Origin of the sequence: Streptomyces sp. SID13726 (assembly GCF_010548375.1) — a bacterium.
In the GTDB taxonomy this organism is placed as follows: Bacteria; Actinomycetota; Actinomycetes; order Streptomycetales; family Streptomycetaceae; genus Streptomyces.
In genome coordinates this window covers 1-12,052 of record NZ_JAAGLY010000022.1, presented here as the reverse complement: position 1 = coordinate 12,052, position 12,052 = coordinate 1, and the positions used below count along the sequence as shown (strand labels likewise).

11 protein-coding genes are annotated in these 12,052 nt (G+C 71.8%); 3 read left to right on the top strand and 8 right to left on the bottom strand.

Annotated elements, in window-relative coordinates:
* Positions 1-81: 81 nt before the first annotated feature.
* The 6 genes from G3I78_RS37380 to G3I78_RS37355 all read right to left on the bottom strand — a co-directional run bounded on the left by G3I78_RS37380 (position 82) and on the right by G3I78_RS37355 (position 7,758).
* Entirely contained in the window at positions 82-942 is an 861-nt protein-coding gene (locus G3I78_RS37380; protein WP_164433129.1) for a siderophore-interacting protein, read from the bottom strand.
* Positions 943-946: 4 nt separating this feature from the next.
* Positions 947-1,996, bottom strand: coding sequence for an ABC transporter substrate-binding protein (locus G3I78_RS37375; protein WP_164433127.1), 1,050 nt, complete (start codon positions 1,994-1,996; stop codon positions 947-949).
* A 132-nt stretch (positions 1,997-2,128) separates the two neighbouring features.
* Positions 2,129-3,289, bottom strand: a complete 1,161-nt coding sequence (locus tag G3I78_RS37370; protein ID WP_164433125.1) for an acyl-CoA dehydrogenase family protein — start codon at positions 3,287-3,289, stop codon at positions 2,129-2,131.
* Positions 3,290-3,295: 6 nt separating this feature from the next.
* Positions 3,296-4,216: a hydroxymethylglutaryl-CoA lyase gene (locus G3I78_RS37365; protein ID WP_164433123.1), complete on the bottom strand. Its 921-nt coding sequence runs from the start codon at positions 4,214-4,216 to the stop codon at positions 3,296-3,298.
* Positions 4,213-6,135 (bottom strand): biotin carboxylase N-terminal domain-containing protein, encoded by a 1,923-nt coding sequence (locus tag G3I78_RS37360; RefSeq protein WP_164433121.1) that lies wholly within the window; start codon positions 6,133-6,135, stop codon positions 4,213-4,215. Before G3I78_RS37360 ends, G3I78_RS37365 begins: the two co-directional genes overlap by 4 nt.
* 6 nt (positions 6,136-6,141) lie before the next feature.
* Positions 6,142-7,758, bottom strand: a complete 1,617-nt coding sequence (locus G3I78_RS37355) for a carboxyl transferase domain-containing protein (protein WP_164433119.1) — start codon at positions 7,756-7,758, stop codon at positions 6,142-6,144.
* A 97-nt stretch (positions 7,759-7,855) separates the two neighbouring features.
* Here G3I78_RS37355 and G3I78_RS37350 point away from each other — a divergent pair, with 97 nt between their 5' ends.
* The 3 genes from G3I78_RS37350 (at position 7,856) to G3I78_RS37340 (ending at position 10,639) form a co-directional block, all read left to right on the top strand.
* Positions 7,856-8,461 (top strand): TetR/AcrR family transcriptional regulator, encoded by a 606-nt coding sequence (locus tag G3I78_RS37350; RefSeq protein WP_164433118.1) that lies wholly within the window; start codon positions 7,856-7,858, stop codon positions 8,459-8,461.
* Between the two features lie 113 nt (positions 8,462-8,574).
* Positions 8,575-9,732 (top strand): acyl-CoA dehydrogenase family protein, encoded by a 1,158-nt coding sequence (locus G3I78_RS37345; protein ID WP_164433314.1) that lies wholly within the window; start codon positions 8,575-8,577, stop codon positions 9,730-9,732.
* Positions 9,733-9,766: 34 nt separating this feature from the next.
* A complete protein-coding gene (locus tag G3I78_RS37340) occupies positions 9,767-10,639 on the top strand; it encodes an acyl-CoA thioesterase II (RefSeq protein WP_164433116.1) in 873 nt (290 codons plus the stop codon).
* Between the two features lie 229 nt (positions 10,640-10,868).
* On the opposite strand, the gene G3I78_RS37335 is transcribed toward G3I78_RS37340, so the two are convergent.
* Both G3I78_RS37335 and G3I78_RS37330 read right to left on the bottom strand, forming a co-directional pair.
* Entirely contained in the window at positions 10,869-11,657 is a 789-nt protein-coding gene (locus G3I78_RS37335; RefSeq protein ID WP_164433114.1) for a phosphatase, read from the bottom strand.
* Positions 11,658-11,727: 70 nt separating this feature from the next.
* The coding region (locus G3I78_RS37330; protein WP_164433112.1) for a helix-turn-helix domain-containing protein at positions 11,728-12,052 on the bottom strand (325 nt) is incomplete at its 5' end.

Below are 12,052 nucleotides of genomic sequence, written 5' to 3'. Positions count from 1 at the left end.
CTGGGGGTCCCCCGCGCCCTTGAGGTTGTGGGGGAGTGCGTGCCAGACCCCGCGACGCCGGCCCGATCCGAACGGCACCCCCTAGCCCCCGGACTCCCTGAGCTGCTCCTCCGACAGCCCGAGCCGCCAGTACCCCACGAACGTCACCCGGCGCCGGTCGATCCCCCGCTCCCGCACGAAGTGCCGTCGCAGCTCCTTCACGCACCCGGACTCGCCGGCGATCCAGACGTACGGCCGCTCGGCGGGCGGCAGTTGGGCGGTGCGGAGGGCGTCGAGCGCCAGTGGGCCGGTGCGGAGGCCGTCGGGCGCCAGTGGGCCGGTGCCGTGCTCGTCCCGGACCAGCCAGGTGATCTCGGTGTCCGCCTCGGTGGCCAGGTCCTGGACGTCCCCGGCGTCCGCCACCTCCAGCCAGACCCGGGCGCGCTGCCCGGCGGGGAGGGCTTCGAGGATCGCGGCGACGGCGGGCAGGGCCGTCGCGTCTCCCCACAGCAGCACCAGGTCGGTGTCCTCGGGCGGCCGGAACCGGATCGCCCGGTTGTCGGCGACGGCGGGTCCGAGCAGGAACACCGGGTCGCCGGGGTCCGCTTGGGCGGCCCACGCGGAGGCGGGTCCTGCGGGCTCGTGCAGCACGAAGTCGATGTCGATCTCGTCGGGGTTCCGTCGCAGCGACCGCAGTGTGTACGACCGCATCACCGCCCGGACGTCGTCGGGGAGGTCGCGCCAGGCCTGCCACCAGTCGTCGCCGAGTTCCACGGGGACATGGGGCTCGCTCCGCCCGGCGGCGGGGACGAACAGCGACAGCGACTGGTCGTGGCCGTCGGAGAGGAAGTGCCGGAGGTCGTCCCCGGCGAAGGCGATCCGGACGAGAGACGGCCCGAGCCGCCTCGTCCGTACGACCCGGAGGGAGAAGAAACGGAACGGGGCGGCTACGGCCGTACTCATGGAATCAGCTGACCTTCTTCGCGGTCTCGATCGCCTTCGCCAGGTTCTCCACCATCGCCACGCACTTGTCGTACGACGGGATCGGCTCCGGGGAGCGGGAGATGACCTGGCCGGCCTTCACGGCGGGCAACTTCTTCCAGGTGGCCTCGGTGATGTCGGCCGGCTGGATGGTCGCGGTGCGGTCGTCCATCATGATGATGTCCGCCGCGTACTTGTCGACGTTCTCCCAGCTCAGCGACTCGTACCAGCCGCCGCTCGCCTTGAGGACGGACGCCGAGGGCTCCACGAAGTTCACGCCGAGCGCCTTGAAGTACTCGAGGTCGACGGAGAGGTTGGTGCCGGAGACGTAGAAGACGTCCTGCGCCGCGGACCCGGCGAGCACCTTGATGTCGGGGTGCGCCTTGGCGGCCGTCCGCAGTCGCTCCGAGGCCGTCTCGAAGCGCTTCTTGGCGTCGGTGACCTTGTCGGCCTTCATGTCCGCGCCGAGCGACTCGGCCAGCTCCCACACCCGCTGGAGCGGCGCGGTGATCTGACGGTCGTAGACGGAGATGCCGACGCTCGGGGCCAGCTTGGCGATCTTGTCCTTGGACGCCTCGGGGACGTACCAGAGGGTGCCGGCGGAGTCGAACATCGTGGTGATGAGGACCTGGGGGGCGAACGCCGCGTACTGCTCGACGTTGAACTGGTCCCAGACGTTGCCGAAGACCGTCAGCTTGCTGACGTCCATGTCGCCGGCCTGGACGTCGGCCTTGCCGTCCTTGGTCTTGGTCGGGCCGAAGACGCCCTTGACCTCGATGCCGTAGTCGTGGAGCGCGGCGGCGACGCCGACGAACGCGACGATCTTCGTGGGGGCCTCGTCGAGCTTCACGGTGGTGCCGCGGTCGTCCTTGAAGGTCCAGGAACCGGACTTGCCGGCAGCCGCCGTCTCCTCGGCCGCGCTCCCGCCGCTGGAGTCGTCGTCACCGCAGGCCGCGAGCACACCGCCGAGGCCGAGTGCGCCGCCCGCGGCGAGGATGCCACGGCGGGTGAGATGGGAGGCTCTGGCGTTGGGCATGTGTGGCTGCTTTCGAACGGGGCGGAGCGCCCGCCGGGACAAAGTTCGAAGGTAGGTTAGCCTAACCTCACCAATTGTCCAGCGGGCGGGGTGCCGTCCCGTCGAGGCTGTGCGTGCCCTGTGATCTGCGGTTTAACCCGCCAGCCCCAACTCCCGGGCGATCAGCATCCGCTGCACCTCGCTCGTGCCCTCGCCGATCTCCAGGATCTTGGAGTCGCGCCACATACGGGCCACCGGGTACTCGTTCATGAAGCCGTAGCCGCCGTGGACCTGGGTGGCGTCGCGGGCGTTGTCCACCGCGATGGTCGAGGAGTACAGCTTGGCGAGGGCCGCCTCCTTCTTGAAGGACTCGCCGGAGACCAGCCGCGAGGCCGCGTCCCGCCAGGCGAGGCGGGCCGTGTGGGCCTTCATCTCCATGTCGGCGATCTTGAACTGGATCGCCTGGTTGGCGCCGATGGGCCGGCCGAACGCCTCGCGCTCCTTCGCGTACTTCACCGACTCGTCCACACACCCCTGCGCGAGCCCGGTCGCGAGGGCGGCGATGGCGACCCGGCCCTCGTCGAGGATGCGCAGGAACTGGGCGTAGCCGCGCCCCTGTTCGCCCAGCAGGTTCGCCGCCGGGACCCGGACGTCCGCGAAGGACAGCTCACGGGTGTCGGAGGCGTTCCAGCCGACCTTGGAGTACGGCGCCGCGACCGTGAAGCCCGGCGTCCCGGACGGGACGATGATCGAGGAGATCAGCGGCCTGCCGTCCGGCTTGCGCCCGGTGACGGCGGTGACGGTCACCAACCCCGTGATGTCGGTACCGGAGTTGGTGATGAAGCACTTGGTGCCGTTGATGACCCACTCGTCCGTGTCGGGGTCGAGGCGGGCCGTCGTCCGGGTCGCCCCCGCGTCGCTGCCGCCGTCCGGCTCGGTCAGGCCGAAGGCGCCCAGGATCTCGCCCGAGCACAGCCGCGGCAGCCACTCGCGCTTCTGCTCCTCGGTGCCGAAGAGGTGCAGCGGCATCGCGCCCAGGGAGACGCCGGCCTCCAGGGTGATCGCCACCGACGAGTCCACGCGCGCGAGTTCCTCAAGCACGAGGCCGAGGGCCAGGTAGTCGCCGCCCATACCGCCGTACTCCTCGGGGAACGGCAGTCCGAACAGGCCCATGCGGCCCATCTCGCGGACGATCTCGTACGGGAACTCGTGGTGCTCGTAGTACTCGCCGATCTTCGGCGCCACGACGTCGTGGGCGAACTGCTCGACCGTACGGCGGAGTTCTTCGAGCTCGGGGGAGAGGCGGTGGTCCATCTCGGATCACTCCTGGTGGGAGAGGGCACGGACGGTGCGGGACGGGCTGGGTCGGCCCAGGTGTTCGGCCATCCACACGCTGGTGGCGACGAGACGGCCGAGGTCGACACCGGTGTCGATGCCGAGGCCCTGAAGCATCCACACGAGGTCTTCGGTGGCGAGGTTGCCGGTGGCGGACTTGGCGTACGGGCAGCCGCCGAGGCCGCCCGCGGAGGCGTCCACGGTGGTGACGCCGTGCTGGAGGGCGGCGTAGGTGTTGGCGAGCGCCTGGCCGTACGTGTCGTGGAAGTGCACACCCAACTTCTCGACGGGCACGTCGAGTTCGGTGAGCAGCGCGCGCACGTGGCCCGGGGTCGCCACCCCGATGGTGTCGCCGAGGCTCAGTTCGTCGCAGCCCATGTCGAGCAGGGCGCGGCACACGCGCACCACCTGCGGGACGGGGACCGCGCCCTCCCAGGGGTCGCCGAAGCACATCGAGAGGTAGCCGCGCACGTGCCCGCCCGCCGCCTTCGCCCGGCCGACGACCGGCTCGAACATCGCCAGGGCCTCGTCCACCGTGCGGTTGAGGTTGGCCTTGGCGAAGGACTCGGTGGCGCTGGCGAAGACGGCCACGCGGGTCGCGCCCAGCGCGAGGGCACGGTCCAGGCCGCGGTCGTTCGGGACGAGCACCGGGAGGTCCACCGGCAACTCGCTCACCAGGGGGAACAGCCGCTCCGCGTCGGCGAGTTGGGGCACCCACCTGGGGTGGACGAAGCTCGTGGCCTCGATCGTCGTGAGCCCCGCGTCGGCCAGGCGGCGCACGAACTCCGCCTTGACCTCCGTCGGCACGGTCGACTTCTCGTTCTGGAGGCCGTCGCGGGCGCCGACCTCGTGGATGCGGACACGGGCGGGCAGGCCCGCTTCGGGGACCGTCATGGGCAGACTCACTGCGCCACCTCCTCGTGCGGTGCGATCACGGCCAGCACCTGGTCCATCGCGACCGTGGTGCCCGGCGAGACGTCCAGCTCGGCGACGGTGCCGGTGTGCGGGGCGGAGACGACGTGCTCCATCTTCATCGCCTCCACCACCAACAGGCTCTGCCCCGCGGTGACTTCGTCCCCCACGGCGACCTTCACCACGGTCACCGTGCCCGGCATGGGCGCGGTGAGCGAGCCGGCACCGGAGCGGGCCGCGCCGGTGAGCGCGGCGGCCACCGGGTCGTGGTCCCGCACCTGCCAGGCATCGCCGTCGCGGCCGACCCAGTCGCCTGCGCGGTGGAAGGTGTGACGGGCGCCGTCGAGGGTGACGGTGACGTGTTCGTCGGCGACGGTGGCCGTGCCGCGCGGGACGTACTCCACGGGGTCCTGCACCCGCAGCGGGAACCCGACGGCCTTCGTGAACCCGGAGCCCCCCATCCGCCAGCCGCTCGGCACCGAGAACGGATCGGTCCAGCCCTCCCCTCGCGGCCGTAGCGCGTCGAGCCGTACGGCCGCCGCCGCCTCGTACACCTCCTCCGGTACGTCCGTGGAGACCAGGTCGTCCACCACCCGCTCGACGAGCCCGGTGTCCAACTCGCCCGCGACGACCGCCGGATGGGCGAGGAGCCGCCGCAGGAACCCCGCGTTCGTCTGCACGCCCAGCGTGACCGTCTCCGCGAGAGCCGCCCTCAGCTTCCTGAGCGCGGTCGCGCGGTCGGGGCCGTACGCGATGACCTTGGACAGCATCGGGTCGTACAGGCTGCCGACCTCCGTGCCCTCGCTGAGCCCGGAGTCGGTGCGGACGCCGTCGCCCTGGGGCTCGCGCAGCCTCAACACGGTGCCGCCGGACGGGAGGAACCCGCGCGCGGGGTCCTCGGCGCAGACGCGGGCCTCGATCGCGTGCCCGGTCAGCCGGACGTCCTCCTGCCCGTACGGCAGCCGCTCGCCCGCCGCGACCCGCAGCTGCCACTCCACCAGGTCGAGGCCGGTGACGAGTTCGGTGACCGGGTGCTCCACCTGGAGGCGGGTGTTCATCTCCATGAAGTAGTACGACGACGGATCGTCGCCCGGCACGATGAACTCCACCGTGCCCGCGCCCCGGTAGCCGCAGGAGCGGGCCGCCTCGACCGCCGCCTCGCCCATGGACGCGCGCGTGGCCTCGTCCAGCAGGACGCTGGGCGCCTCCTCGACGACCTTCTGGTGCCGCCGCTGGAGCGAGCACTCGCGCTCGCCGAGATGGATCACGTTGCCGTGGCCGTCCGCGAGGACCTGGATCTCGATGTGCCGGGGCCGGTCCACCCACCGCTCGACGAGCAGCGTGTCGTCGCCGAAGGAGGTGCGGGCCTCACGGCGGGCCGCGGCGATCTCCTCCTCCAGGACGGTGAGGTCCCGGACCAGCCGCATGCCCTTGCCGCCGCCGCCCGCGCTGGGCTTCAGCAGGACCGGTGCGCCCAACGCGTGTGCGGCCTCGGCGAGTTCGGGGTCCCGGCCGCCGGGCACGACCGGTACTCCGGCCGCCTCCACGGTCTCCTTGGCGCGGATTTTGTCGCCCATCAACGCGATGGACTCCGCCGGGGGCCCGATGAAGACCAGCCCCGCGTTGGCGCACGCGCGCGCGAAGGCCGCGTTCTCCGCGAGGAAGCCGTAGCCGGGGTGGACGGCCTGGGCGCCGGTGCGGGCGGCGGCCTCAAGGAGCCGCTCGGCGGACAGATAGCTCTCCGAGGCCGGCGCCGGGCCCAGTCGTACGGCCGTGTCGGCCTCCCGGACGTGCCGGGCGTCGGCGTCCGCGTCGGAGAAGACGGCGACCGAACGCACGCCCAGCGCCCGGAGCGTGCGGATGACGCGGACCGCGATCTCCCCGCGGTTGGCGACCAGCACTGTGTCAAACATGGGTCCTCACATCCGGAAGACGCCGAACCGGGGCTCTCCCAGCGGCGCGTTGGCGCATGCGGTCAGGGCCAGGCCGAGCACCTGACGGGTGTCCAGCGGGTCGATGACCCCGTCGTCCCAGAGGCGGGCGGTGGCGTAGTAGGCGTTGCCCTGGCGCTCGTACTGGGCGCGGATCGGGTCCTTGAAGGACTCCTCGTCCTCGGCGGGCCAGGTCTCCCCGCGGGACTCCAGCTGGTCCCGCTTGACGGTCGCGAGGACGGAGGCGGCCTGCTCGCCGCCCATGACGGAGATCTTGGCGTTGGGCCACATCCACAGGAAGCGGGGGGAGTAGGCCCGGCCGCACATCGAGTAGTTCCCGGCGCCGTACGAACCGCCCACCACCACGGTCAGCTTGGGCACGCGCGTGCAGGCGACCGCGGTCACCATCTTGGCGCCGTGCTTGGCGATGCCGCCCGCCTCGTAGTCCCGGCCGACCATGAACCCGGAGATGTTCTGGAGGAACAGCAGCGGGATGCCGCGCTGGTCGCACAGCTCGATGAAGTGGGCGCCCTTCTGGGCGGATTCGGAGAACAGGATGCCGTTGTTGCCGATGATCCCGACCGGGTGGCCGTGGATCCGGGCGAAGCCGGTGACCAGGGTCTGCCCGAACTCGGCCTTGAACTCGGCGAACCGGGAGCCGTCCGCGATGCGCGCGATGATCTCGCGGACGTCGTAGGGGGTGCGGGAGTCCACCGGCACCGCGCCGTAGAGGCCGTAGGGGTCCACCTTGGGCTCCACCGAGGGCTCGACGGACCAGGGCAGCGGCCCGCGCGCGGGAAGCGTGGCGGCGATGTTCCGCACGATCCTCAGTGCGTGGGCGTCGTCCTCCGCGAGGTGGTCGGTGACGCCCGAGACCCGGGAGTGCACCTCGCCGCCGCCGAGCTCCTCCGCGGTGACGACCTCACCGGTGGCGGCCTTCACCAGCGGGGGCCCGCCGAGGAAGATCGTGCCCTGGTCGCGCACGATGACGGCCTCGTCGCTCATGGCCGGGACGTACGCCCCACCGGCCGTGCACGATCCCAGGACGGCCGCGATCTGCGGGATGCCCGCGCCGGACATCCGGGCCTGGTTGTAGAAGATCCGCCCGAAGTGCTTGCGGTCCGGGAAGACCTCGTCCTGCATCGGCAGGAACGCGCCGCCGGAGTCCACGAGGTAGATGCAGGGCAGCCGGTTGTCGAGGGCGACCTCCTGCGCGCGCAGGTGCTTCTTCACCGTCATCGGGTAGTACGTGCCGCCCTTGACGGTGGCGTCGTTGGCGACGACCACGCACTCGCGCCCGCTCACCCGCCCGATCCCGGCGATGACCCCGGCGGCCGGGGCCTGGCCGTCGTACAGCCCGTCGGCGGCGAGCGGGGCCAGCTCCAGGAAGGGCGAGCCGGGGTCGAGCAGGCCGTCCACCCGGTCCCGGGGCAGCAGCTTCCCGCGCGCGGTGTGCCGCTCGCGGGCCCGCTGCCCACCGCCGAGGCGGGCCGCGGCGAGCTTGTCCCGCAGCTCGTCCACCAGTACCCGGTGGGCCTCTTCGTTGGCCTTCCAGGCCTCCGACGCGGGGTCCGCCGCGCTCGTCAGCTCGGGTGCCTGATCCATGTCCCGCGGTCCCCTCGGCCAGTGATCGGCTGTTAATGAGCGTTAACCATTTCCTTCAGGTTAACGACCGCTAACCTCCCTGTCTAGAATTGCTTCCATGGCCACCAGAACCGACGCCCCCACCCGGCGCGAGCAGATCCTCAAGGAGGCCGCGCGGCTGTTCGCCGAGCGCGGGTTCCACGGCGTGGGAGTGGACGAGATAGGCGCCGCGGTCGGCATCAGCGGCCCCGGGCTCTACCGCCACTTCGCCGGCAAGGACGCGATGCTCGCGGAGCTGCTGGTCGGGATCAGCGGCCAGCTGCTGACGGGCGGCAAGCGCCGGGTCGCCGAGGCGGACGGCGGGGACCCGGAGGCGCTGCTGGACTCGCTGATCGAGGGGCACATCGACTTCGCGCTGGACGACCGCCCGCTGATCACCCTGCATGACCGCGAGCTGGACCGCCTGCGCGACAGCGACCGCAAGCTCGTGCGCCAGCTCCAGCGGCAGTACGTCGAGCTGTGGGTGGAGGTCGTGCGCGAGGTCTACCCGGGCCTGGCCGAACCCACGGCCCGCTCCGCCGTCCACTCGGTCTTCGGGCTGCTGAACTCCACCCCGCACCTCGGCCGCCCGGGCTCGCTGCCGGGGCGGGGCGGGACGGCGGAGCTGCTGCACCGGATGGCGTGCGGGGCGTTCGCGGCGGCGGCCGGTGACCCTCGGGGGTGACGTGACGAGCGTTACGGGCCGGTTCCTCTGGACGCTCTCCCTACCCGCCGGTACGGTGATGTTCTGAGCAAGCGCTTAGACAGAGAACTGTGAGTCCGGTGGAGGTGGGCGCGGTGCGCCGTACGGTGTTCAACGAGGATCACGAGGCGTTCCGGGAGACCCTGCGGGCCTTCATTGAGGCCGAGGTCGTCCCCGTCTACGACGAGTGGTTCGCGGCCGGCCAGGCGCCGCGCGACTTCTACTACAAGCTCGCCGAGCTCGGCATCTTCGGCATCCGCGTGGACGAGGAGTTCGGCGGCGCCGGCATCGACTCGTACAAGTTCGAGGCCGTCATGTACGAGGAGACCGCGCGCGCGGGCGTGCAGTTCGGCGGCTCCGGTGTGCACGTCCTGCTGGGCCTGCCGTACCTCAAGATGCTCGCCACCGACGAGCAGAAGAAGCGCTTCCTGCCGAAGTTCGTCTCCGCCGAGGAGATGTGGGCCCTCGCGATGACCGAGCCGGGCACCGGCTCCGACCTCGCGGGCATGAAGACCACCGCCAAGCTCTCCGAGGACGGCACGCACTACGTCCTCAACGGCGCCAAGACCTTCATCACCGGCGGCGTCCACGCCGACCGCGTGATCGTGGCCGCCCGCACCTCCCCGTCCTCCGCCGAGGACCGCCGCTTCGGCATCTCCCTGTTCGCCGTGGACACCAAGTCCGAGGGCTACTCCGTCGGCCGCAAGCTCGACAAGCTCGGCCTGAAGACCTCCGACACCGCCGAGCTGGCGTTCGTCGACGTCAAGGTGCCCGTCGAGGACCTCCTCGGCGAGGAGAACAAGGGCTTCTACTACCTCGGCCACAACCTCGCCTCCGAGCGCTGGGGCATCGCCTACGGCGCCTACGCGCAGGCCAAGGCCGCCGTGCGGTTCGCCAAGCAGTACGTCCAGGAGCGCACCGTCTTCGGCAAGCCGGTCGCCTCCTTCCAGAACACCAAGTTCGAGCTGGCCGCCTGCCAGGCCGAGGTCGACGCCGCCGAGGCCGTCGTGGACCGCGCCCTGGAGGCCCTCGACGCCGGTGAGCTGACCCCCGCCGAGGCCGCCAGCGCCAAGCTGTTCGCCACCGAGGTCGCCCACCGCGTCATCGACCGCTGCCTCCAGCTGCACGGCGGCTACGGCTTCATGAACGAGTACCCGATCGCCCGCCTGTACGCGGACAACCGCGTCAACCGCATCTACGGCGGCACCAACGAGATCATGAAGTCGATCATCGCGAAGGACATGGGCCTGTAGGCCCCGGGAAACCACCGGCCGGTACAACAGCACCATGAGCCAGGCACTCCAGGACCTCCTCGATCTGCTCGACCTCGAGCAGATCGAGGAGGACATCTTCCGCGGCCACTCCCGCCCCGCCGTCGTCCCCCGGGTCTTCGGCGGGCAGGTCGCGGCCCAGGCGCTGGTCGCCGCCGGGCGCACGGTCCCCGAGGACCGGCTCGCCCACTCCCTGCACGCGTACTTCCTGCGCCCCGGCGACCCCGGCGCGCCGATCGTCTACACCGTCGACCGCATGAACGACGGCCGCTCCTTCACCGCCCGCCGGGTCATCGCGGTCCAGCACGGCCAGCCGATCTTCGCCCTCTCCGCCTCCTTCCAGCGGTACGAGGACGGCTTCGACCACCAGGCCGCCATGCCGGCCGCCCCAGACCCGGCCACGCTCCCCACCTCCGCGGACCGGCTGCGCGGCTACGACCACCTGGACGCGGCCGTCGTCGAGCGGTTCCTGGAGACCCGCGAGGCGATCGACCTGCGCTACGTCGACGACCCGCCGTACGGCACCTTCGGCGAGCCGCGCGAACCGCACTCCCAGGTCTGGTTCCGCACCAACGGCAAGCTGGCCGACGACCCCCTGCTGCACGTCGTCCTCGCCACCTACGTCTCCGACATGACCCTCCTCGACTCGGTGCTCCTCGCCCACGGCCGGGGCGGCTGGGCCGTCGGCGACGTCGTCGGGGCCTCGCTGGACCACGCGATGTGGTTCCACCGCCCCTTCCGCGCCGACGAATGGCTCCTGTACGACCAGGAGTCCCCGTCCGCCTCAGCGGGCCGCGGCCTCGGCCAGGCCCGCATCTACACCCGGGACGGGCGGCTGGCCATCTCGGTGATCCAGGAAGGCGTGGTCCGGGCGCCGCGCCGCCCCTGAGCGGCCCGGGAGAACCAGGGCTCCGCCGCACGCCCTCCGGGGCGGGGGTCCGCGTGTGTGCGGAGCCGGGGAGCTGTTCTCGTGGTGCGCCGCCGGGGCGTGTGCCCTCGTCCCGGACGCGCGGCTCGCCGTGACGAAGCGCGCGCCGCCGTCGGTCACCGCCTCCGCCCCGCGGCCCGTGCCCCGGCCGGTCACCGCCCCCGCGGCGGGCCGCTGCGCCGGGATCGGGCTACTTCAGCCCCGCCTCGCCCAGCAGATACGCCGTCATCGGGTCGTAGTAGCGCGGGCTGACCACGTGGTCGTCCAGTGGGACCGTCACCTGGACGGTGCCCTCCGACTCGCCCACGAAGAGCGCCGGGTCGTTGCAGTCGGCGTACCCGACGGAGTCCACGCCGTGCTGGCCCGCGTAGCCCGCCCAGCCGTGGTCGGCGACGACCAGGTCCGGCAGCGGGCGTCCCTCGCGCTCCAGGGCGGTCAGGATCGCCTTCATCGGCTCGCCGGAGTGGGTGTGCCAGAGCGTGGCGCCGTGCTCCAGGACCGCCACGTCCGCGAACTGCATGACGTACCCCTCGTCCGTCTGAAGCCCGTCCGGGATCACCACGATCTCGCAGCCCGCCGAGCGCAGCGCGGCGGCCGTGGCGTGGTGGACGTCCAGCATGCCGCCGGGGTGACCGGTCGCGAACAGCACCCGCTGCGTGCCGTCCGCCGCCTTGCGCAGCCGCGCCGCCATCCGCTCCAGGGCGTCCACCGTCAGCTCCGGGTCGATGGTGTCCTGTCCGTACCGGTACTCCGGATCGTCGTTGACCCCCACCCGCTCCGCCATCACCGCGAGCACGTCCTGCTCGTCGGTCCACCGGTCACCCAGCTCCAGGCCGAGCCAGTAATGGCGGTTGCCGTTCGCCAGCTGGCGGTAGTGGGAGAGGTTGTTCTCACGCGGGGTGGCGACCTCGCCCGCGATACGGGTCTTCACAAGGTGGTCGACGAGCTCGGCGCGGCTGGGTGTCCCGGGTATCGGCATGCCTCCCATTCTGATGCACGCCTTCACGGGATCACCGCGCATCCCGCACGCTGGGACACGGGTCACGCGATCATGCCGACCGCAGCGCGAACCACAGCTCCATCCGTACGTCCGGGTCGTCCAGATCCAGGTCGAGCAGGGTCGCGCACTTCGCGATCCGCTGGCGCACGGTGTTGCGGTGGACGTCGAGGGCGACCGCCGTGCGGTCCCAGCTGCCGTGCAGGGAGAGCCAGGTGCGGAGGGTCTCGGTGAGGGCGGGGGTGTCCTCGAAACGGGACAGCAGTGCCTGTGCGTGGGCCTCGGCGTCCGCGCGCGGCACCAGGTCGGCGAGGGCCGGGCGGGCGCCGTGCCGGACCAGTTCGGCGCCGGCGGCGCGGGCGCGGGCCAGGGCGCGC